Origin of the sequence: Streptomyces sp. NPDC001407 (assembly GCF_042895325.1) — a bacterium.
Taxonomy (GTDB): Bacteria; Actinomycetota; Actinomycetes; order Streptomycetales; family Streptomycetaceae; genus Streptomyces.
Map to the genome: position 1 here is coordinate 41,916 of NZ_JBIAWF010000016.1, position 22,180 is coordinate 64,095.

The 22,180-nt window shown below is 72.5% G+C and carries 19 protein-coding genes and 1 tRNA gene; 15 read left to right on the forward strand and 5 right to left on the reverse strand.

What is annotated here, in order from left to right:
• Positions 1–37: 37 nt before the first annotated feature.
• The gene (locus ACFY1P_RS22015; protein ID WP_361523419.1) at positions 38–697 is read right to left on the reverse strand and encodes a TetR/AcrR family transcriptional regulator; all 660 of its coding nucleotides are present in this window, start codon (positions 695–697) and stop codon (positions 38–40) included.
• A 97-nt stretch (positions 698–794) separates the two neighbouring features.
• Here ACFY1P_RS22015 and ACFY1P_RS22020 point away from each other — a divergent pair, with 97 nt between their 5' ends.
• The 6 genes from ACFY1P_RS22020 to glmS all read left to right on the forward strand — a co-directional run bounded on the left by ACFY1P_RS22020 (position 795) and on the right by glmS (position 9,011).
• Positions 795–2,411 (forward strand): carboxyl transferase domain-containing protein, encoded by a 1,617-nt coding sequence (locus tag ACFY1P_RS22020; RefSeq protein ID WP_390751651.1) that lies wholly within the window; start codon positions 795–797, stop codon positions 2,409–2,411.
• Positions 2,412–2,419: 8 nt separating this feature from the next.
• On the forward strand, positions 2,420–4,573 hold the full coding sequence (locus tag ACFY1P_RS22025) for an acetyl/propionyl/methylcrotonyl-CoA carboxylase subunit alpha (RefSeq protein ID WP_390751652.1): 2,154 nt from the start codon (positions 2,420–2,422) through the stop codon (positions 4,571–4,573).
• Entirely contained in the window at positions 4,570–5,508 is a 939-nt protein-coding gene (locus ACFY1P_RS22030) for a hydroxymethylglutaryl-CoA lyase (RefSeq protein ID WP_361523426.1), read from the forward strand. Before ACFY1P_RS22025 ends, ACFY1P_RS22030 begins: the two co-directional genes overlap by 4 nt.
• A 9-nt stretch (positions 5,509–5,517) precedes the next feature.
• A complete protein-coding gene (locus ACFY1P_RS22035; RefSeq protein ID WP_361523466.1) occupies positions 5,518–6,672 on the forward strand; it encodes an acyl-CoA dehydrogenase family protein in 1,155 nt (384 codons plus the stop codon).
• A 182-nt stretch (positions 6,673–6,854) separates the two neighbouring features.
• The gene (locus ACFY1P_RS22040; protein WP_361523429.1) at positions 6,855–7,130 is read left to right on the forward strand and encodes a hypothetical protein; all 276 of its coding nucleotides are present in this window, start codon (positions 6,855–6,857) and stop codon (positions 7,128–7,130) included.
• A 60-nt stretch (positions 7,131–7,190) separates the two neighbouring features.
• The gene (glmS, locus tag ACFY1P_RS22045; protein WP_361523432.1) at positions 7,191–9,011 is read left to right on the forward strand and encodes a glutamine--fructose-6-phosphate transaminase (isomerizing); all 1,821 of its coding nucleotides are present in this window, start codon (positions 7,191–7,193) and stop codon (positions 9,009–9,011) included.
• A 329-nt stretch (positions 9,012–9,340) separates the two neighbouring features.
• Here the strand turns inward: glmS and ACFY1P_RS22050 are convergent, their stop codons facing one another.
• Positions 9,341–9,862: a universal stress protein gene (locus ACFY1P_RS22050; protein ID WP_116211949.1), complete on the reverse strand. Its 522-nt coding sequence runs from the start codon at positions 9,860–9,862 to the stop codon at positions 9,341–9,343.
• A 422-nt stretch (positions 9,863–10,284) separates the two neighbouring features.
• On the opposite strand from ACFY1P_RS22050, the gene ACFY1P_RS22055 reads away from it, so the two are divergent.
• From ACFY1P_RS22055 to ACFY1P_RS22090, 8 genes are all read left to right on the forward strand, one after another.
• On the forward strand, positions 10,285–10,692 hold the full coding sequence (locus ACFY1P_RS22055) for a hypothetical protein (RefSeq protein ID WP_390751653.1): 408 nt from the start codon (positions 10,285–10,287) through the stop codon (positions 10,690–10,692).
• A 368-nt stretch (positions 10,693–11,060) separates the two neighbouring features.
• Positions 11,061–12,431: a helix-turn-helix domain-containing protein gene (locus tag ACFY1P_RS22060; protein ID WP_361523438.1), complete on the forward strand. Its 1,371-nt coding sequence runs from the start codon at positions 11,061–11,063 to the stop codon at positions 12,429–12,431.
• 5 nt (positions 12,432–12,436) lie between these two features.
• On the forward strand, positions 12,437–13,042 hold the full coding sequence (gene orn / locus ACFY1P_RS22065; protein ID WP_361523440.1) for an oligoribonuclease: 606 nt from the start codon (positions 12,437–12,439) through the stop codon (positions 13,040–13,042).
• Between the two features lie 99 nt (positions 13,043–13,141).
• Positions 13,142–13,214: transfer RNA gene (locus ACFY1P_RS22070), tRNA-His, on the forward strand.
• A gap of 308 nt (positions 13,215–13,522) precedes the next feature.
• On the forward strand, positions 13,523–14,800 hold the full coding sequence (locus ACFY1P_RS22075) for an extracellular solute-binding protein (RefSeq protein WP_361523442.1): 1,278 nt from the start codon (positions 13,523–13,525) through the stop codon (positions 14,798–14,800).
• On the forward strand, positions 14,797–15,786 hold the full coding sequence (locus tag ACFY1P_RS22080) for a carbohydrate ABC transporter permease (protein WP_390751654.1): 990 nt from the start codon (positions 14,797–14,799) through the stop codon (positions 15,784–15,786). The genes ACFY1P_RS22075 and ACFY1P_RS22080 overlap by 4 nt, the downstream gene beginning before the upstream one ends.
• A 9-nt stretch (positions 15,787–15,795) precedes the next feature.
• Positions 15,796–16,644 carry a carbohydrate ABC transporter permease gene (locus tag ACFY1P_RS22085; protein ID WP_361523448.1) on the forward strand — a complete coding sequence of 283 codons (849 nt, stop codon included), beginning with the start codon at positions 15,796–15,798 and terminating at the stop codon, positions 16,642–16,644.
• A gap of 54 nt (positions 16,645–16,698) precedes the next feature.
• Positions 16,699–18,099, forward strand: a complete 1,401-nt coding sequence (locus tag ACFY1P_RS22090) for a GH1 family beta-glucosidase (RefSeq protein WP_361523450.1) — start codon at positions 16,699–16,701, stop codon at positions 18,097–18,099.
• Between the two features lie 37 nt (positions 18,100–18,136).
• Here the strand turns inward: ACFY1P_RS22090 and ACFY1P_RS22095 are convergent, their stop codons facing one another.
• Together ACFY1P_RS22095 and ACFY1P_RS22100 are read right to left on the reverse strand one after the other, a co-directional pair.
• Entirely contained in the window at positions 18,137–19,006 is an 870-nt protein-coding gene (locus ACFY1P_RS22095) for a spermidine synthase (RefSeq protein WP_390751655.1), read from the reverse strand.
• Between the two features lie 196 nt (positions 19,007–19,202).
• Complete coding sequence (locus ACFY1P_RS22100) at positions 19,203–19,664, reverse strand: hypothetical protein (RefSeq protein ID WP_390751656.1); 462 nt, start codon at positions 19,662–19,664, stop codon at positions 19,203–19,205.
• 293 nt (positions 19,665–19,957) lie between these two features.
• Between ACFY1P_RS22100 and ACFY1P_RS22105 the strand changes: the two genes are divergently transcribed.
• Positions 19,958–21,334, forward strand: coding sequence for a tetratricopeptide repeat protein (locus ACFY1P_RS22105; RefSeq protein ID WP_361523459.1), 1,377 nt, complete (start codon positions 19,958–19,960; stop codon positions 21,332–21,334).
• A gap of 159 nt (positions 21,335–21,493) precedes the next feature.
• Here the strand turns inward: ACFY1P_RS22105 and ACFY1P_RS22110 are convergent, their stop codons facing one another.
• Positions 21,494–22,087 carry a histidine phosphatase family protein gene (locus ACFY1P_RS22110; protein WP_361523461.1) on the reverse strand — a complete coding sequence of 198 codons (594 nt, stop codon included), beginning with the start codon at positions 22,085–22,087 and terminating at the stop codon, positions 21,494–21,496.
• Positions 22,088–22,180 lie beyond the last annotated feature (93 nt).

Genomic DNA, 22,180 nt, shown 5'->3' on the forward strand with positions numbered 1-22,180 from the left:
CACCTAAGCGCTTGCTCAGGGCGAAGTTACCCGGCGGTCACCGAGACTGTCCAGAGGTCAACTTCCCTTCCTCGCGGGCCGGGGAGCCGTCCGAGAGGGCCGCGAGCGCGCCCAGCGCCAGGCGGCGCAGGAGGGCGGCGGTGGCCGCGCGGCCGGGGAGCGCGCCGGGCCGGCCGAGGTGGGGCGTGGAGTTGAGCAGGCCGAAGACGGCGTGGACGGCGGCGCGCGCCTCGGCCTCCAGGGCGTCCGGATGCAGCCCGCGGACGACGTCGACCCACAGCTCGACGTACTGCCGCTGGAGGGAGCGCACCTGCTTGCGGTCGGCGTCGCGCAGCTGGCCGAGCTCGCGGTCGTGCAGGGTGATCAGCGCCCGGTCGTCGAGGGCGAAGTCGATGTGGCCGTCGATGAGCGAGTCCAGCACGGCGGCCGGCCCGCCGCCCGCGGCGACGGCCTCGGCCACCCGCTCGCGGCCGCCCGCGAAGAGCCGCTCGCTGATGCCCACCAGCAGCTCGGCGAGCATCGCGTCCTTGCCCGCGAAGTGGCGGTAGAGGCCGGGCCCGCTGATGCCGACGGCCGCCCCTATCTCGTCGACGCCGACGCCGTGGAAGCCGCGCTCGGCGAAGAGGCGGGCGGCCTCCTGGAGGATCTGCGCCCGGCGGTTGGAGGCGGCCGGCGTGCGGGTCGGTGCGTTGTTCACGAAATCGATTCTAGACAGCGGGGTTAGCAGTCGTTAACCTGAAGGCAATGTGTTAACGCTCATTAACCGAGTTGACCGAGCAAGGGAGCTCGAGCACATGCAGCAGGCACCGGTGCTGGGGAGCACCGCGGACCCCGCGTCCGATTCCTGGCGGACCAACGAGGCGGCGCACCGCGAGCTGTCCGCGCAGCTGCGCGAGCGGCTCGCCGCGGCGCGGCTGGGCGGGGGCGAGAAGGCCCGGGAGCGGCACACCGCGCGCGGCAAGCTGCTGCCGCGCGACCGGGTGGACGCCCTGCTGGACCCGGGGTCGCCCTTCCTGGAGCTCGCGCCGCTGGCGGCCGAGGGGATGTACGGCGGGGCCGCCCCGGCGGCGGGCGTGATCGCAGGGATCGGCCGGGTGTCCGGGCGCGAGGCGGTGATCGTCGCCAACGACGCCACCGTCAAGGGCGGCACGTATTACCCGATGACGGTGAAGAAGCACCTGCGCGCCCAGGAGATCGCCCTGGAGAACCGGCTGCCGTGCCTGTATCTGGTGGACTCCGGCGGCGCCTTCCTGCCCATGCAGGACGAGGTCTTCCCCGACCGCGAGCACTTCGGCCGGATCTTCTACAACCAGGCGCGGATGTCCGGCGCGGGCATCCCGCAGATCGCCGCTGTCCTGGGCTCGTGCACGGCCGGCGGCGCGTACGTGCCCGCGATGAGCGACGAGGCGGTCATCGTGCGCGGCCAGGGCACGATCTTCCTGGGCGGCCCGCCGCTGGTGAAGGCCGCGACCGGCGAGGTCGTCACCGCGGAGGAGCTGGGCGGCGGCGAGGTCCACTCCAGGGTCTCCGGCGTCACCGACCACCTCGCCGAGGACGACGCGCACGCCCTGCGCATCGTCCGGACGATCGTCTCCACCCTGCCCGAGCGCGGGGCGCTGCCCTGGCCGGTGGAGCCGGTCGAGGAGCCGAAGGCCGACCCGGCGGGGCTCTACGGCGCGGTCCCGGTCGACTCCCGCACGCCCTATGACGTGCGCGAGGTCATCGCGCGCGTGGTGGACGGCTCGCGGTTCGCGGAGTTCAAGGCCGAGTTCGGGCAGACCCTGGTGACCGGCTTCGCCCGGATCCACGGCCACCCGGTGGGCATCGTCGCCAACAACGGCATCCTCTTCTCCGAGTCCGCCCAGAAGGGCGCGCACTTCATCGAGCTGTGCGACCAGCGCGGCATTCCCCTGGTCTTCCTCCAGAACATCTCGGGCTTCATGGTCGGCCGGCAGTACGAGGCGGGCGGCATCGCCAAGCACGGCGCGAAGATGGTGACGGCGGTGGCCTGCGCCCGTGTCCCCAAGCTGACGGTCGTCATCGGCGGTTCGTACGGCGCGGGCAACTACTCGATGTGCGGGCGCGCCTATTCGCCGCGCTTCCTGTGGATGTGGCCCAACGCCAAGATCTCCGTGATGGGCGGCGAGCAGGCCGCGTCCGTCCTCGCCACCGTCAAGCGCGACCAGCTGGAAGCGCGCGGCGAGGAGTGGAGCGCCGAGGAGGAGGACGCCTTCCGCGCCCCGGTCCGCGAGCAGTACGAGACGCAGGGCAGCGCCTATTACGCGACCGCGCGGCTGTGGGACGACGGCGTCATCGACCCGCTGGAGACCCGTCAGGTGCTGGGCCTGGCGCTGACGGCCTGTGCCAACGCCCCGCTGGGTGAGCCCGGCTACGGCGTCTTCCGGATGTGAGGCGGAGCATGTTCGACACTGTCCTTGTCGCCAACCGAGGCGAGATCGCCGTACGCGTCATCCGTACGCTGCGCGCGCTCGGCATCCGCTCCGTCGCCGTCTTCAGCGACGCGGACGCCGACGCGCGGCACGTGCGCGAGGCCGACACGGCCGTGCGGATCGGCCCGGCGGCCGCCGCCGAGAGCTATCTGTCCATCGAGCGCCTGCTGGAAGCGGCCCGCAGGACGGGCGCGCAGGCCGTCCACCCCGGCTACGGCTTCCTCGCCGAGAACGCGGCCTTCGCGCGGGCCTGCGCGGAGGCGGGCCTGGCCTTCATCGGGCCGCCCGCCGAGGCGATCTCGCTCATGGGCGACAAGATCCGTGCGAAGGAGACGGTCCGGGCGGCGGGCGTGCCCGTCGTCCCCGGCTCCTCGGGCAGCGGGCTGACCGACGCCGAACTGGCCGCCGCGGCACACGAGATCGGCATGCCCGTCCTGCTCAAGCCCTCCGCGGGCGGTGGCGGCAAGGGCATGCGGCTCGTGCGCGACGCGGCCCTGCTGGGCGAGGAGATCGCCGCCGCCCGGCGCGAGGCGCGCGGCTCCTTCGGCGACGACACGCTGCTCGTCGAGCGCTGGGTCGACCGCCCCCGGCACATCGAGATCCAGGTGCTCGCCGACGGCCACGGCAACGTCATCCACCTCGGGGAGCGCGAGTGCTCCCTCCAGCGCCGCCACCAGAAGATCGTCGAGGAGGCGCCGTCCCCGCTGCTGGACACGGCGACGCGCGCGGCGATGGGCGAGGCGGCCGTCCAGGCCGCGCGCTCGTGCGGCTACGCGGGCGCGGGCACGGTGGAGTTCATCGTGCCGGGCGACGACCCCGCCTCGTACTACTTCATGGAGATGAACACCCGCCTCCAGGTCGAGCACCCCGTCACCGAGCTGATCACCGGGCTGGACCTGGTGGAGTGGCAGGTGCGGGTCGCCGCGGGCGAGCGGCTGGGCATCGCCCAGGAGGACGTGACCCTGACCGGGCACGCGGTCGAGGCCCGCATCTGCGCGGAGACCGCGCGGGTCAGCGGTGACCGCGTCGACTTCCTGCCGTCGGCGGGCACGGTGCGGCTGCTGCGCGAGCCCGCGGGCGCGGGCGTGCGGGTCGACTCGGGCCTCTCCGAGGGCACGGAGGTCGGCACCTCCTACGACCCGATGCTCGCCAAGGTCATCGCGTACGGCCCGGACCGCGCGACGGCGCTGCGGCGGCTGCGCGCGGCCCTGGCGGAGACGGTGGTGCTGGGCGTCGACACCAACGCGGGCTTCCTGCGCCGGCTGCTCGCGCACCCGGCGGTGGTCGCGGGCGCGCTGGACACGGGCCTGGTCGACCGGGACGCCGCGACGCTCGTGCGGTCCGAGGTGCCCGACGAGGTCTACGCGACGGGCGCGCTGCTGCGGCAGGCGGCGCTGGAGCCGGGGGCCTCCGGCGGGACCGGCCCGGCCCTCCGGCCCACCGCCTGGGTGGACCCCTTCTCCCTGCCGACCGGCTGGCGCCTGGGCGGCGAACCCGCCTGGACGGTCCACCACCTGCGCTGCGCGGGCCAGGACCCGGTGACGGTACGGGTCCGGGGGCAGGCCGCAGACGCAGTGGTCGAGCTCTCTGGTTTGTGGGCAGGCGTTCCGCAGGGCGATGGGGGAACCCCCGGCCGAAGGCTGGGGGAGGGTGGGCACAAACCGACCACCGGCCCGCACCCGGGCGACGAACGGCCGCCCCGCTCAGGGGAAGAAGCCCCCGCCCGCCTCGTCCCCTTGGACAACACCACCCTCACCCTCGAACTGGGCGCCCTGACCCACCGCTTCACCCACGCCCCCTCCCCGGAGGGGACCTGGCTCGGGCGCGACGGCGACGCCTGGCTCGTGCGCGAGCACGACCCCATAGACGCGCGCGGCAGTGCGAGCGCCGCGGGCGCCGACACCCTGACCGCGCCCATGCCCGGCACCGTCACCGTGGTGAAGGCGGCCGTCGGGGACGAGGTCCGCGCCGGGCAGAGCCTGCTGGTCGTGGAGGCGATGAAGATGGAGCACGTCATCGCCGCCCCGCACGACGGCACCGTCACCGAGCTGGACGTCCGGGCCGGTGCCACGGTCGCCATGGACCAGGTCCTGGCCGTCGTCACCCCCGCGGAGGAGTCATGACCGAAGGACTGCCGATGACCGTGCCGGAGCCCGGTCTCCCGGCACGCGTGCGGATCCACGAGGTGGGCCCGCGCGACGGCCTGCAGAACGAGAAGACGGTCGTGCCCGTCGAGGTGAAGGCGGAGTTCATCCGCCGCCTCGCCGCCGCCGGCCTCGGCACCGTGGAGGCGACGAGCTTCGTGCACCCCAAGTGGGTGCCCCAGCTGGCCGACGCCGAGCAGCTGATGCCGCTGCTGGAAGGGGTGCCGGCCCGCCTCCCCGTGCTGGTGCCCAACGCGCGCGGCCTGGACCGCGCCCTCGCCCTGGGCGTCCAGGAGATCGCCGTCTTCGGCAGCGCCACCGAGTCGTTCGCGAAGGCCAATCTCAACCGCACGGTGGACGAGTCGCTGGAGATGTTCGCGCCGGTCGTCGCCACGGCCCGCGAGGCGGGCGCACGGGTGCGCGGCTATCTCTCCATGTGCTTCGGCGACCCCTGGGAAGGGGCCGTCCCCGTCGAGCAGGTCGTGCGGGTCGCCCGCCGCCTGCTGGACCTCGGCTGTGACGAGCTGAGCCTCGGTGACACGATCGGCGTGGCGACGCCGGGCCACGTCACCGCGCTGCTCACCGCGCTCAACGGCGCCGGGCTGCCGACCGGCCGGCTCGCCGTGCACTTCCACGACACGTACGGCCAGGCTCTCGCGAACACCCTCGCGGCGCTCCGGCACGGCGTGACCACGGTCGACGCCTCCGCAGGCGGCCTCGGCGGCTGCCCGTACGCCAAGAGCGCGACGGGCAATCTCGCCACCGAGGACCTCGTCTGGATGCTCGACGGCCTCGGTGTCGACACCGGGGTCGATCTCGGCCTGCTCACCGCCACCAGCGTGTGGATGGCCGACCGGCTGGGCCGGCCCAGCCCGTCCCGCACCGTCCGCGCCCTCTCCCACCAGGAGCCCTGAGCCATGTCGCTGGACCACCGCCTCTCCCCCGAGCACGAGGAACTCCGCCGCACCGTCGAGGAGTTCGCGCACGACGTCGTAGCGCCCAAGATCGGCGACTTCTACGAGCGCCACGAGTTCCCGTACGAGATCGTGCGGGAGATGGGCCGCATGGGCCTGTTCGGACTGCCCTTCCCCGAGGAGTACGGCGGGATGGGCGGTGACTATCTGGCGCTCGGGCTCGTCCTCGAGGAGCTGGCCCGCGTCGACTCCTCGGTGGCGATCACCCTGGAGGCCGGGGTGTCGCTGGGCGCGATGCCCGTCTTCCGCTTCGGCACGGAGGAGCAGAAGCGGGAGTGGCTGCCCAGGCTGTGCTCCGGCGAGATGCTGGGCGCCTTCGGGCTGACGGAGCCGGGCGCCGGCTCGGACGCGGGCGGCACCCGCACCACCGCGCGGCTGGACGAGGCCACGGACGAGTGGGTGATCAACGGCACCAAGTGCTTCATCACCAACTCCGGCACGGACATCACCGGCCTGGTCACCGTCACCGCCGTCACCGGCCGCAAGCCCGACGGCAAGCCGCTGATCTCCTCGATCATCGTGCCGTCCGGGACGCCCGGCTTCACCGTCGCCGCCCCGTACTCCAAGGTCGGCTGGAACGCCTCGGACACCCGGGAGCTGTCGTTCTCCGACGTGCGGGTGCCCAAGGCCAACCTGCTGGGCGAGGAGGGGCGCGGCTACGCCCAGTTCCTGCGGATACTGGACGAGGGGCGGATCGCGATCTCCGCGCTGGCGACCGGCCTGGCGCAGGGCTGTGTGGACGAGTCGGTGAAGTACGCCAAGGAGCGCGAGGCCTTCGGCCGCCCGATCGGCACCAACCAGGCGATCCAGTTCAAGATCGCCGACATGGAGATGCGGGCGCACACGGCCCGGATCGCCTGGCGGGACGCGGCGTCCCGGCTGGTGCACGGTGAGCCGTTCAAGAAGGAGGCGGCGCTCGCGAAGCTGTACTCCTCGGAGATCGCGGTGACCAACGCGCGCGAGGCCACCCAGATCCACGGCGGCTACGGCTTCATGAACGAATACCCGGTGGCCCGCATGTGGCGCGACTCCAAGATCCTGGAGATCGGCGAGGGCACGAGCGAGGTCCAGCGCATGCTGATCGCCCGGGAGCTGGGGCTCTAGCCGGCGCCCCGCGAGAAGCTCCGCCAGAGGCCCGCCCCGGATCCGGGGCGGGCCTCTGGCACAAGATCACCCATCTGTCCCCAAAGAGCGTTTTCCCCCGCTTGGCCGCTTCCACCCCTCCCCCTTGCCCGATATCGGGCAGGATTCTTGCGAAACGTCGCGGCACCCCGCAGTATCGACGGGTGCTCGAACGCCGTACTCCCCATGACGACCTGGTCGATCACCTGGTGCGCAGCACGCCGCTTCAGCGCGGCGAGGCCGCCCGGGTGGTCCTGGACGTCCTGGCGTACTTCGACGAGTCGACCGAGGCGTTCGTCCGCCGCCGCCACCGCGAGCTGCAGTCCGGCGGGCTGCGCAACGCGGAGATCTTCGAGCGGATCGCGGCGGAGCTGCCGCACCGCGCGGTGGCACCACCCGAACTCTCGCTGCGGCAGCTGCGCCGCATCGTCTACGGCTGAACACGACGGCTGCTGCCGTCGTCGAGCATCACTGATCGTTTGCCTGGGAGGGTCAACACCATGTGCGGAATCGTCGGATATATCGGTAAGCGCGATGTCGCTCCGCTGCTGCTGGAGGGCCTCCAGCGCCTGGAGTACCGCGGCTACGACTCCGCCGGCATCGCCCTGCACGCCAGTGGCAAGACCGGTGGCCTGAAGACCGCCAAGGCCAAGGGCCGCGTCCGCGAGCTGGAGGCGCGCCTGCCCAAGCGCTTCGCGGGCAGCACGGGCATCGCCCACACCCGCTGGGCCACCCACGGCGCCCCGAACGACGTCAACGCCCACCCGCACGTGGACGCCGAGGAGAAGGTCGCCGTCGTCCACAACGGCATCATCGACAACGCCTCGGACCTGCGCGCCCGGCTGACCGCCGACGGCGTCGTCTTCCTCTCCGACACCGACACCGAGGTCCTCGCGCACCTCGTCGCCCGCTCCCAGGCCGCCACGCTGGAGGAGAAGGTCCGCGACGCGCTGCGGCACATCGAGGGCACGTACGGCATCGCCGTGCTGCACGCCGACTTCCCGGACCGCATCGTCGTCGCCCGCAACGGCTCGCCCGTCGTGCTGGGCATAGGCGAGAAGGAGATGTTCGTCTCCTCCGACGTCGCCGCCCTGGTGAGCCACACCCGCCAGGTCGTCACCCTCGACGACGGCGAGATGGCCACCCTCAAGGCCGACGAGTACCGCACGTACACCACCGAGGGCTCCGCCACCTCGGCCCAGCCGACCACCGTGGAGTGGGAGGCCGAGTCGTACGACATGGGCGGCCACGACACGTACATGCACAAGGAGATCCACGAGCAGGCCGACGCCGTGGACCGCGCGCTGCGCGGCCGCATCGACGACCGCTTCTCCACCGTGCACCTGGGCGGCCTCAACCTCGACGCCCGTGACGCGCGCGCCGTGCGCCGGGTGAAGATCCTCGGCTGCGGCACCTCCTACCACGCGGGCCAGATCGGCGCCCAGATGATCGAGGAGCTCGCGCGGATCCCCTCCGACGCCGAGCCCGCCTCGGAGTTCCGCTACCGCAACCCGGTCGTGGACCCCGACACCCTCTACATCGCGGTGTCCCAGTCCGGTGAGACCTACGACGTCCTCGCCGCCGTCCAGGAGCTCAAGCGCAAGGGCGCCCGCGTCCTGGGCCTGGTGAACGTGGTCGGCTCGGCGATCGCCCGCGAGACCGACGGCGGCATCTACGTCCACGCCGGCCCCGAGGTCTGCGTCGTCTCCACCAAGTGCTTCACCAACATGGTGGTCTCCTTCGGGCTGCTTGCCCTGCACCTGGGCCGCATCCGCGACCTGTCCGTCGCCGACGGCAAGCGGATCATCGAGGGCCTGCGCAAGCTGCCCGCCCAGATCGCCGAGATCCTGGCGAACGAGGCGGAGATCGAGAAGCTGGCCGGGGAGTACGCGGACGCCAAGTCGATGATGTTCATCGGCCGGGTGCGCGGCTACCCCGTCGCCCGTGAGGCCTCGCTGAAGCTCAAGGAGGTCTCGTACATCCACGCCGAGGCCTACCCCGCCTCCGAGCTGAAGCACGGCCCGCTGGCGCTGATCGAGCCCGCGATGCCGACCGTGGCGATCGTGCCGGACGACGAGCTGCTGGAGAAGAACCGCGCCGCGCTGGAGGAGATCAAGGCCCGCAGCGGCCGCATCCTCGCCGTCGCGCACCAGGTGCAGGAGAAGGCCGACCACACGATCGTGGTGCCGAAGAACGAGGACGAGCTGGACCCGATCCTGATGGGCATCCCGCTCCAGCTGCTGGCCTACTACACGGCGAAGGCCATGGGCCGTGACATCGACAAGCCGCGCAACCTGGCGAAGTCCGTCACCGTCGAGTAGATCCCCCGGGGCACTCGCGCCCCCTTGAAGACCGGTCCTGCCGCACCTGTCCTGCGGCGGGTCCGGGACAGCCCTCCCCACGCGTGCCACCCGTCGCGCGGGGAGGGCTGTCTCCCCTTGCCGGCGGCAACCTCCCGCCGGCGGTGACGCCGCCGGTCCCGGGAACCGTCACCTCCCGTCCGGCAGCACGTCATATGTGCGACTCCTACCCGCCATCGGGGCGCCGCCCACCCCCTACGCGCGGGTAGATTCATCGGCCGTCAAACGGGCGGCACAGAATCATCGCCCGGACGGGCGACGGAAGTTGACGTGGCCTCACACCGGCCGGTTCACGGGATGACGACGACCGGCCGCTGCGCGCGCCGCGCCAGCCGCCCGGCGACCGAGCCGAAGATGCGGCCGACCAGACCGTGGGTGGAGCCGACGACGATCGCGTCCGCCGCGTACTCCCGGCCGACCTCCTCCAGCTCGTGACAGATGTCGCCACCGCGCTCGACGAGGATCCACGGCACCTCGGACAGATGGTCCGCACAGGCCAGTTCGAGGCCGAGGACCTCCGTGCGGTGATCCGGGACGTCCACGAAGACCGGTGGCTCACAGCCCGCCCACACGGTCGTCGGCAGCCGGTTGGCCACATGGACGATGATCAGGCCCGAGCCGGAGCGCCGGGCCATCCCGATTGCATACGCAAGCGCTCGCTCGCTCGACGTGGAACCGTCGAAGCCCACCACGACACCGTGCTGGAACGCCGGATCGCAGGAATGGCGTGATTCTTCCGCCGCTTCGGGGTGCGCCGCGTGATCGGCGACCCGCTTGCGGTCCGCGGGTTCGGGGAATTCGTGACCGGCCATCGGTGTCTCGGCGAAGGATGTCCTCGTGCGGAGGGATCAGCGGTGGACTGATTGCAGTTGTCAGAGCAGGGGCGGAAGCGAGCACCGGGAAAGACGCGGCCCGGAGCGTCCCGAGGGATCATGAACGAAAAATCCGTCCGGGATTCATCTTTTCAAGCACTTACCTTCAAGGGTACGGCGACACCCGCCGCCTGCCCAGAGGCCGCCCGGCGGGACGGCCCCGAGCGGGCGGGACGGCGGCACCGCCCCCGGGCCCGGGGACACCGGGACGCCGGGCGTTCCCCGGAGCATGCACGAGGGCGGGCCGCAGCGCAATGCCCCCGCAGCAACGCGGCCGTACTCCTGATGCACGCGGCGCAGTGACCCAGGCGCCCGGCCGGGCGTTGTACCACCGTCAGCCGCCGCCAGCAGGGAGCCGCTCCGTGCCCGGAACCCGTGATCACACCCGCGCCGACGACCCCGGGGCGGACTCCCCCGATCCGGTGAGCGATGTGGTCCGCTGGGCGGCCTTCAGCTGTGTGCTCGTGCCTGTCGTGCTGCTGATGTGCGGTCAGTCCTTCGGCGGGGCAGCCGGCACCGCGGCCGGACTGGTGGCCCTCACCTGTGTCTGCCGCGCGCTGCTGCGCCGCTCCGAACGCACCGCCGCGCGCGTCCCGGCGCGGCCCCGGCCGGAGCCGCCCACACCGGAGTCCCCTCTTCCGCATCGCGGCCGGCACGGCCGCACGGGCGTCGGCAGCCATCGCGGCGGCAACCGGCCGGGCGCGTCCGCGCCGGGCGGCACGCGGGGCGCACCCCGGGGTGATACGCCGGGTAGTACGCCCGGTGAATGACACCTTCGTACGGATGCACCCGTTGCTTTTCGGCCAACTTCAGGCCGAACCCCTCACCTTGGCCTGAGCAGCCCCCAACAGCCGGTCGACCAGCAAGGAAAGGATCGCGGAGGGCGGTTGCACCCTACGGGGATTGGGCATGGGCGAGAGGCGTACTTTTCACCGAGCCCTGCAAGTGCAACGCTTCGTGATCGAACGCTTCGCGCCAAGTTGTCATGTCGACATAGAGCCGGGTGGTGAACTGGTCACCGCGACTCCGTGTGACGCAGTAGATTCGATCTTGGCCATGACCGGCGGGGGAACCGTTCAGGACCGAGGGGAAACGTGCAGGACCGAGAGGACTCGACCGCCGAGGGGGGCTTAGCGCCATGAGCCAGGACTCCACGACCGTACCGGAGACCACGCGCAAGCTCTCCGGACGCCGCCGCCGGGAGATCGTCGCAGTGCTGCTTTTCAGCGGCGGCCCCATCTTCGAAAGCTCCATTCCGCTCTCAGTGTTCGGGATCGACCGACAGGACGCTGGGGTACCCCGCTACCGACTGCTGGTATGCGCGGGCGAAGATGTGCCATTGCGAACAACCGGCGGCCTGGAATTGACCGCACCGTACGGCCTGGAGGCGCTCTCCCGGGCCGGCACCGTCGTCGTACCGGCCTGGCGGTCGATCACCCAGCCGCCGCCCACCGCCGCACTCGACGCACTGCGCCGCGCCCATGAAGAGGGAGCCCGCATCGTGGGGCTGTGCACCGGTGCTTTTGTACTGGCCGCCGCGGGCCTGCTCGACGGCAGGCCCGCCACCACCCATTGGATGTACGCGCCCACGCTCGCCAAGCGCTATCCGTCGGTCCATGTGGACCCCCGGGAGCTCTTCGTCGACGACGGCGACGTACTGACCTCCGCGGGCACCGCGGCAGGCATCGACCTGTGCCTGCACATCGTCCGCACCGACCACGGCGCCGACGCGGCGGGGGCCCTGGCCCGCCGTCTCGTCGTGCCGCCCCGCCGCAGTGGCGGACAGGAGCGCTATCTCGACCGGTCTTTACCGGAGGAGATCGGCGCCGACCCGCTCGCCGAGGTCGTCGCCTGGGCGCTGGAGCACCTCCACGAGCAGTTCGACGTGGAGACGCTGGCGGCCCGCGCCTATATGAGCCGCCGCACCTTCGACCGACGGTTCCGCTCGCTCACCGGGAGCGCTCCGCTGCAGTGGCTGATCACTCAGCGGGTGCTCCAGGCGCAGCGGCTCCTGGAGACCTCGGACTATTCCGTGGACGAGGTCGCCGGGCGCTGCGGCTTCCGCTCACCCGTGGCCCTGCGGGGTCACTTCCGCAGGCAGCTGGGGTCCTCCCCGGCCGCCTACCGCGCCGCCTACCGGGCACGCCGCCCGCAGAGCGGGGCGGCCGACCGGCCCGAGCGGGGCGAGCGGCCGGACCGGCCGGAGCGCTCCGACCGGTTCGAGCGGGCGGAGCTGGGCGAGCAGCGCAGCGGGGAGCCGGCGGTGATGGCGATGCGGCGGACGGCTCTGGCCGGCGCGCATGCCGTCGCCGGTCCGATCATGGCCACCCCACCACCCCATAGCGGGCATGGCGGACATATCGCCCAGTCCGCTTCCCATGGAGGTCCTCATGGAGGTCACGGTGGTGGTGGTCATCTCGGCAGCGGCGGCGGCCCGGACCCGGGCAAGCCGGAGTCGGACCTCTACACCCCACGCCTGCCCGGCCAGCGGGAACGCCCCGTAGGGTGAGACGCATGAACGATCGCATGGTGTGGATCGACTGTGAGATGACCGGGCTCTCACTGTCGAACGACGCGCTCATCGAGGTGGCCGCCCTGGTCACCGACTCCGAGCTGAACATCCTCGGCGACGGCGTGGACATCGTCGTCCGCCCGCCCGCCGAGGCCCTGACCACCATGCCCGAGGTGGTGCGCCAGATGCACACGGCCTCCGGGCTGCTCGCGGAGCTGGACAACGGGACGACGCTCGAGGAAGCGGAGCGGCAGGTCCTGGCGTACGTCCGCGAGCACTGCCCGGAGCCGGGCAAGGCCCCGCTGTGCGGAAACTCGGTCGGCACCGACCGCGGTTTCCTCGCGCGGGACATGCCGGCACTGGAGGACCACCTGCACTACCGCATCGTCGATGTGTCGTCGGTGAAGGAGCTGGCCCGCCGCTGGTATCCGCGGGCCTACTTCAGCAGCCCGAAGAAGAGCGGCAACCACCGGGCGCTCGCGGACATCCGCGAGTCGATCGCCGAGCTCCGCTACTACCGCGAGGCGATCTTCGTGCCGCAGCCCGGCCCGGACTCGGACACCGCGAAAGCCATCGCGGCCCGGCACGTGCTGCCCGCCGAGGGTTAAGTGACGCAGCTCGCTCCCAGGACCGGCACCACCTGGGAGCGAGCACCCCCCGAGACCCTGTACACTTTTTCTCAGCCGGTGGGAAACACACCGGACATGGTGGGTATAGCTCAGCTGGCAGAGCACCTGGTTGTGGTCCAGGATGTCGCGGGTTCAAGTCCCGTTACTCACCCTGATCGAGGGCCCCGATCCGCGAAAGCGGATCGGGGCCCTCGGCGTTGGCGGCTGCTCCCCCGGGGCGTGCGCCTGTAGCCCCTAGGAGTGAGCCGGGGCCCGGGCGGGGAGAGTTCACCGCCCGCCCGGGGGAAGGCTCAGGTGTCGCAGTGCGCGCTGCGGCCGGCGCCGCGCCGTGGCATCTGACGGAAGGTCGTGACCGATGGCCCGTGACCCGGTCGAAGCCCGCAGGCCCGGCGAAGGATCCCGCCCCGGACGACGGTGAGCGCCCCGGTGGGCGGCCCGCGCCGCCCGGGACCGGCGCCCGTGGCACTCGCCACCGCCCTCGCGCTCACCGTGGCCCTCCTCGGCAGCTGCGCCAGGGACGACGAGGACGCGAAGCCGGCCGGCGGCCGGACCACCGTCACCATCGGCACCTTCGGGGTCTTCGGCTACAAGCAGGCGGGCCTCTACGCGGAGTACGAGCGGCTGCACCCGGACGTCACGATCAAGGAGAGCGTGATCGAGCGGAACGACACCTACTACCCCCAGCTGCTGACGCACCTCGCGGCGGGCAGCGGCCTCTCCGACATCCAGGCCGTGGAGGTGGGCAACATCCACGACGTGGCGACCACCCAGGCCGACCGCTTCGAGGACTTCTCCCGGGTGCCGGGCGTCCGCAAGGGTGACTGGCTGGACTGGAAGTGGGCCCAGGCCACGTCCGGCGACGGCAGGACGGTCGGCCTCGGCACGGACATCGGGCCCATCGCCGTCTGCTACCGCAAGGACCTCTTCGAGAAGGCCGGGCTGCCCACGGACCGCGAACGCGTCGGCAGACTGTGGGCCGGTGACTGGCAGAAGTACCTCGACGTCGGCAGGGCCTACCGCAGGAGGGCACCGGCCGGCACGGTCTTCACCGACTCGGCGGCCGGGATCTACAACGCGTCCATCCACGGATACGCCGAGCGCTACTACAACCGGCGCGGCAGGGCGGTCTACCGCCACAGCCCCGCGGTCAGGACCTCCTGGCGGCTGGCCGTGCAGGCGGCGCGGGGCGGGCTGACGGCCAGGCTCAAGCAGTTCGAGAAGCCCTGGGACCAGGCGTTCGCCAACGGCCGCTTCGCCACCGTGGCCTGCCCGCCCTGGATGCTCGGCTACATCAAGGAGAAGGCGGGCGCGGCGGGCAAGGACAAATGGGACGTGGCGCCCGCGCCGAGGCCCGCCAACTGGGGCGGCTCCTTCGTCACCGTGCCCAAGGGCGGCCACCACCGGGCGGCGGCGCTCGCGCTCGCGGTCTGGCTGACGGCGCCCGAGCAGCAGGCCAAGCTCTTCGACCGGCAGGCGAGCATCCCCTCCACCCCCGCCTCGTACGCCATGCCGCTCGTCCGCGACGCGCACAACCCCTACTTCGGGGGCGCGCCGACCGGGCGGATCTTCGCGGAGGCCGCCAGGAACATCCCGACCCTGGTGATCGGCCCCAAGGAGCAGCAGATCGGGACGGCCTTCACCGATGTGGCGATTCCCCAGGTCGAGCAGCAGGGCAGAGCGCCCCGGGCGGCCTGGAAGGCGGCGCAGCGGGAGATCGACAACGCGGTGGACGAATGACGGCGACCGCCGAGGCCCCCCGGGAGACGGACGCCCCGCCGCCCGGGGGCGCGGAGAAGCGGCGGAGCGGACCGCGGCCGTGGCGCAGCCGGCTCTGCCGGTGGGACGTGCGCTACAGCCCGTACGCCTTCGTCGCCCCCTTCTTCCTCTTCTTCTCCGCCTTCGGCGTCTTCCCCCTCCTCTACACCGGCTGGGCCTCGCTGCACCGGGTGGACCTCTCGTCGCCGGACCACATGGAGTGGGCGGGCGCGCACAACTACCTCCGGCTGCTGGACGACGACTTCTTCTGGAACGCGCTGCGCAACACCTTCACCATCGGGGTCCTCGCAACGGTCCCCCAGCTGCTGATGGCCCTGGGCCTGGCCCACCTGCTCCACTTCCGGCTGCGCGCCGCCTCCTTCTGGCGGGTCGCGCTGCTGACCCCGTACGCCACCTCGGTCGCCGCCGCGACGCTCGTCTTCGTGCTGCTCTACGGGCGGGACTACGGGATGGCCAACTGGGCGCTGGGCGCGGCCGGATTCGGGCCGGTCGACTGGCAGAGCGGAAGGTGGACCTCCCAGCTGGCGGTCGCCTCGATCGTGATCTGGCGGTGGACGGGCTACAACGCGCTGATCTACCTCGCCGCGATGCAGGCCGTGCCGGACGAGCTCTACGAGTCGGCGGCGCTGGACGGCGCGTCGCGGACGCAGCAGTTCCGCCACGTCACCGTGCCCGCGCTGCGGCCGACGATCCTCTTCACCGTGGTCGTCTCCACGATCGGGGCGACCCAGCTCTTCGGCGAGCCGCTGCTGTTCGGCGGGGCGGGCGGGCAGAAGGGCGGAGCCGCGCACCAGTTCCAGACGCTGGGGCTCTATCTCTACGAACAGGGCTGGTTCGACTTCCATCTTGGGCGCGCCTGCGCCGTCGCCTGGACGATGTTCCTGATCCTGCTGGTGATCGGCGCGGTCAATGTCGTGATCGCGCGACGGCTGGGGAAGACCCGGTGAGGGGCTGATGTGACGATCACTTCGACCGGGCGCGCCGGACGGCAGCTGCACGGCGGGCCCATCACCTACGCCGTGCTGACGCTGTTCACCGTGGGCTCGCTCTTCCCCCTGGTGTGGACGGCGATCGCCGCGTCGCGCGACAACACGCGGCTGGCGCGGACACCGCCGCCCTTCTGGTTCGGCGGCAGGCTGGCGGAGAACCTCGGCACGGCGTGGGGCGACGCCCACATGGGCCTCGCGCTTTTCAACACCACGGTGGTGGCGGGCACGGTCGCCCTGGGCACGGTGCTGTTCAGCACCGTGGCCGGCTTCGCCTTCGCCAAACTGCGGTTCCGGTTCAGGGACGCGCTGCTGCTGCTGACGGTCGGGACGATGATGGTCCCGCCGCAGCTGAGCGTCGTGCCCCTCTTCATGGTCGTCGCGGAGCTGGGCTGGACCGACCAGCTCCAGTCGGTGGTGCTGCCCACCCTGGTCAGCGCCTTCGGGGTCTTCTTCATGCGGCAGTACCTCGTGGAGGCGCTGCCCACCGAGCTGATCGAGGCGGCCCGCGTGGACGGCGCGAACAGCTTGCGGGTGGTGTGGCACATCGTCCTGCCCGTCGCGCGGCCCGCGATGGCCGTGCTCGGGATGCTCTCCTTCGTGCAGGCGTGGAACGACTTCTTCTGGCCGATCATCGCGCTGACGCAGGAGAACCCCACCGTGCAGGTCGCGCTCACCGGGCTCGGCCGCGGCTACGTACCCGACCAGGCGGTGGTGATGGCCGGGGCACTGCTGGGCACCCTGCCGCTGCTGCTCGCCTTCACCCTCTTCGGCAGGCAGATCGTCGGCGGCATCATGCAGGGCGCCGTCAAGGGCTGAGCCTTTCGTCATTCCCCTCCTCCTCCCCACTTCCCTCCACCCGGGAGCACTTCCATGACCGTGAACTTCCCGCCCGGCTTCCTCTGGGGCGCCGCGACCGCCGCGTACCAGATCGAGGGCGCGGCACAGGAGGACGGCCGCACCCCCTCCATCTGGGACACCTTCTCCCGCACGCCCGGCAGAACCCTCGGCGGCGACACCGGTGATGTGGCCACGGACCACTACCACCGCCGCGCCGAGGACGTCCGGCTGATGGCCGAACTCGGCCTGGGCGCCTACCGCTTCTCCGTCTCCTGGCCCCGCGTGCAGCCCACCGGCCGGGGGCACGCCTCGCAGCCGGGCCTCGACTTCTACCGCGCGCTGGTGGACGACCTGCTCGACCGGGGCATCCGGCCCGTGCTGACCCTCTACCACTGGGACCTCCCGCAGGAGCTGGAGTCGGCGGGCGGCTGGCCCGAGCGCGGCACGGCGCACCGCTTCGCCGACTACGCGCACCTGGTCGCCGAGGCACTGGGCGACCGGGTGGAGCTGTGGACGACCCTCAACGAGCCCTGGTGCAGCGCCTTCCTGGGCTACGGCTCGGGGGTGCACGCCCCGGGCCGCACGGACCCCGTGGCCGCGCTGCGCGCCGCCCACCACCTCAACCTGGCCCACGGCCTCGGCGCCCAGGCGCTGCGCGCGGCCCTGCCCTCGCGGGCCCAGGTCTCCGTGACGCTCAACCCGGCGGCGGTCAGGGGGCGCACGGACTCCCCCGAGGACCGGGACGCGGCGCGGCGGATCGACGCGCTCGCCACCCGTATCTTCACCGAGCCCATGCTTCGCGGCGCATACCCCGCCGATCTGCTCGCCGACACCGCGGGCCTCACCGACTGGTCCTTCGTGCACGGCGGCGATCCGGACGTCATCCAGCACCCCCTCGACTCGCTGGGCATCAACTACTACGCACCTACAGTGGTATCAGCCGCCACTGACAACGCCCCGTCCCGCGAGGACGGCCACGCCCCCGCCGACCGCTCGCCCTGGCCGGGCGCCGACCGCGTCGCCTTCCACCGAGCGCCCGGCAAGCGCACGGCGATGGACTGGTCCGTCGACCCCACGGGGCTGTACGAGCTGTTGACGCGCTTCACCCGCGAGTTCCCGGGCCTGCCGCTCATGGTGACCGAGAACGGGGCCGCGTACGACGACAAGCCCGACGGCGACGGCGTGGTGCACGACCCGGAGCGCATCGCGTATCTGCACGCCCACCTCGACGCCGTCCGGCGGGCGCTGGCCGACGGCGCGGACGTGCGCGGCTATTTCCTGTGGTCGCTGCTCGACAACTTCGAGTGGGCGTACGGCTACAGCAAGCGCTTCGGCGCGGTGTACGTCGACTACGCGACCCAGGCGCGCACGCCCAAGTCGAGCGCCCGCTGGTATGCGCAGGTGGTGCGTACGGGGCAACTCCCGCCGTACTGACGGACGTCGGGCCCCGGCGCGCCGAACTGCCGGGCCGCTACTCGAAGACGGAGGGCGGCGGCGCCGGTGACGGCTTGGCGCTCGCGTCGGTGACGGGCGCCGCCCCGCCCGTGAAGTCGGCCAGGGCGCGGCCGTGTTCGACCCGCCCCTGGTGCGGGTCGGTGGCGGCGCGCCGGGTCAGCTCGGCGACGGGCAGTTCGTGGTCGGAGGCCAGCAGCACGGCGTTGCCGAAGCGGCGGCCGCGCAGGACGGCCGGGTCGGCGGTCAGGCACAGCTCGGGGAAGACGGTGCGCACGGTGGCGATCTGCGCCTTGACGTAGGACAGGGGCGGTCCGTCCGCGAGGTTCGCGGCGTAGAAGCCGCCCGGCTTGAGCGCGCGCCGCACCTCGGCGGCGAACTCCGTGCTGGTCAGGTGCGCGGGGGTGCGGGCGCCGCTGAAGACGTCGGCGATGATCAGGTCGGCCCAGCCGCCCGGCACCTTGGCCAGGCCCTCGCGTGCGTCACCGCCGCGCACCCGGATCCGCCAGGAGGCGTCCAGCGGCAGCTCGCGGCGGACCAGCTGGACGAGCGGGGCGTCGATCTCCACGATCTGCTGGGTGGAGCGGGGCCGGGTCGCGGCGACGTAGCGGGCGAGGGTGAAGGCGCCGCCGCCCAGGTGGAGCACCTGGAGGGGCTTGCCGGGCGGGGCCGCCAGGTCGGCGATGTGGCCGAGCCTGCGCTGATAGGCGAATTCGAGATACGCGGGGTCGTCGAGGTCGACGTGGGACTGCGGCGCCCCGTCGATCGTCAGGGTGAAGCCGCGCGGCCGGTCACGGTCCGGCACGAGGGCGGCGGTCCCGCCCGCCACCTGCTCGGTGACCGGCTCCGCCGCCCGCCCACGCCCTTGCTTCTGTCTGCCCTTGCCCATCCGGCAAGTATCGCCCGTGCCGCCCGTGGGGCGCTCCGCCACCGGCGGCGGGGCGCCTGAGCGGCTTGACGAAGTCCGGTGCGGTTCGGCAGCGCCCCGAAGGGGCGCGGGGCTGCGACGTTGTGCGGCTCCGTCGTGCGGGCGCGACCAGCCACGCACCACCCGCAGATGACTCACCGGACTGCCGGCGGAGCGCTCAGCGGCAGCGGTCGACGGCCTCGATCGTGCGGGCCGCCTCGCCGAGTGCCGCCCGCAGGACGGCGGGGTCCGTCGCCTCGGAGAACGCGGCCTCCGGCGCGACGAGCCAGCCGGTGCCGGTGAGGGGCGCCGGCTCCGTCGGGTCCACCTGGAAGCCGCGGCCGTGCGTCCGGTTGCAGGCGCTGCCCGGGACGTCCCAGGCGTCCGCCGTGCCGGGCGGCACCAGGAAGCCGAGGGTGTCGCACTCGCCGTCGTGCAGCACGGGGCCGACGCCGTCGCGCAGCCGCAGGATGTCGACCGCCTCCAGGCCCTGCCTGGCCGGCACGGTGACGAGGTCGCACTGCCCGGCGTCGACGGCCTCCTGGGCCGCGCACGGGGACGGCGACGGGCTGTGGTCCTCACGCGGCAGGTGCAGGGCCGTCGTCCGCGAGCTGCTGATGTCCACTCCGGCCTCCACCAAGGGAAACCCCTCCTCCGCCGTGCCACTCCGCGTCGAGCGCGCTCGTTGGGTACAACGCGCGAACCACGTCAACGGCAACGGTGCCATGCCGTCACAAAGGATGGCACTTCATGGCGGATCGCGGGTGAGATATCCGTTTTGTAGCCAAACAAGGGGTAGTGGCCCTCTCGTTGCCGGTACGGTCTTCTCCGCCGAACGGCAGCTCCGCCGCTCCGGCAGCCCGCCGGGCAGCAACAAGCCCACGCCCCCGTCCGTACCCCGTGGGGCGGCATCGCCAGGGAGAGGGGCCGGCCATGGCGTCGTCCCACGCATCACCTCCGCCCCGCCCGAACGAGGCGTTCCGGCAGTTGCGGGGCAGCCGTTCACCGGCCGAGTTCGCGGCGGCCGTACGGCGTGCGGCCCGGGAGATCGGCGAGCAGGTCTCGTGCGACGCGCGCTACATCGGGCGCGTGGAGTCCGGGGAGATCCGCTGCCCCAACTACGCCTACGAGCGGGTGTTCCGGCACATGTTCCCCGGCAGGGAACCGGCGGACATGGGTTTCACGCCGCGGAACGTGGTACGCGGCAAGAGGGCGCGCGGCACCGCCGGGGCGTCACCGCGGGAGCCCGGGGGGCCGCCCGACGGGCGCGCCCCGGCCGCTCCCGGCATTCCCTTCGACAGCAACAAGGAGAGCGACGTGTTGCGTCGCGCGTTCATGACCAGCGGCACCGCGGCGATGGCGGCGGTCTCCCTGGGCGCCGTCGTCCCGGCCGCCCGCTCCGGGCACCACGCGGGCGAGCCCGAGGCGGTGGCCGTCGAACAGGCCGTGCGCCGCATCCGGCTGCTGGACGACCGGCACGGCGCGGACGGGCTCTACCGGCGTGCCGCACGGCCGCTGCGGGTGGCGTACGAGCTGCTGGACGCGGACACCCGGCGGCAGTCGGTCGCGGACCGGCTGCACTCGGGGGCGGGCGAACTGGCGATCTCCGTCGGCTGGCTGGCCCACGACTCGGGCCGCTTCGCGGACGCCCGCTCGCACTACGCGGAGGCGCTCGCCACGGCGCGGGTCGCCGGGGACCCCGCGCTGGAGGCGCACGCCTTCTGCAACACATCCTTCCTCGCGCGCGACGCGGACCGCCCGCGGGAGGCCGTGCGGGCGGCGCAGGCGGCGCAGCGGGCCGGGCGGCAACTGGCGTCGCCGCGGCTGATGTCCCTGCTGGCCCTGCGGGAGGCGGGCGGCTGGGCCGGACTGGAGGACCGGGCGGCGTGCGAGGAGGCGCTGACGCGGGCGCGCACGCTCTTCGAGCGCGGGTCGGCCGACGCGGACCCGGAGTGGATGTCCTTCTTCGGCGAGGCGGAGCTGGAGGGGCTGGAAGCGCAGTGCTGGTCGGCGCTCGGCGACTGGGCGCGCGCGGCGGACCACGCGCGGCGCGCGGTCGACCTCCAGAATCCGCACTTCGCCCGGAACATCGCGCTGTTCACCACCCAGCTCGCGAGCGACCTGGCCCACGGCGGCGAGCCGGACGCGGCGGCCGCGGCGGGTGATCGGGCGCTGGACCTGCTGACGGAGGTCCACTCGACGCGCATCAAGACCATGCTGACCGCGACGGCCCGCCGCCTCCGCCACCACTCCCGCGAGGCGGAGGGCTTCCTGACGCGGTACCGGTACGCGGTGGCGAGTGGCGGGTAAGTCCTCCGCCTGAAGTCCGGCCCCGTACATCTGCGGGTGCGTCGTGGCTGGTCGCGCCCACACGGCGGAGCCGCTCATTGTCACAGCCCCGCGCCCCTTCGGGGCACTACCGAACGGCACCCGCAGACAGCAGCTCAGCCCAGCCGTGGAATCCGCCGCTCACGCCAAGTGCCCCGTGTCGTTCCACCGCTCGATCGCCGGCGCGTCGTACGCCCAGCCCAGGATCGACAGCGACGTGGGGTCCAGGCGGATGCGCGCCGCGAAGGACGCGTCGAGGCCCAGCCAGCGTGCCCCGATCGTCCGCAGGATGTGGCCGTGCGCGAAGACCAGCACGTCCCGATCGGCCGAGCGCGCCCACTCGACGACCTCGTCCGCGCGGGCACCGATCTCCGCCAGGGTCTCGCCCTCCGGGACGCCGTCGCGCCAGATCAGCCAGCCGGGGCGGCCGGCCTTGATCTCGGCCGGGGTCATCCCCTCGTACGCGCCGTAGTCCCACTCCATAAGCGCGTCCCAGTCGGTGGCCCGGTCGCCGAAGCCGGCCAGCTCGCAGGTCTCCTTGGCGCGCACCAGGGGGCTCGTACGGATCTCCACGTCCCGCAGGCCGTCCCAGGGGGCGCGGTGCAGGCGCTCGCCGAGCAGCTTCGCGCCGCGCCGGCCCTCGTCGAGGAGCGGGATGTCCGTGCGGCCGGTGTGCTTGCCGGACAGCGACCACTCCGTCTGTCCGTGCCGGGCCAGCAGGATGCGCGGTGCCATGACGAGGGACCCTTCAGAAGACTTCGGTGATTTTGGCTACAGATGTCGGCAGATAATTACAAGCTTGGCCAGAAACGATCTGCTCGTTCTCCA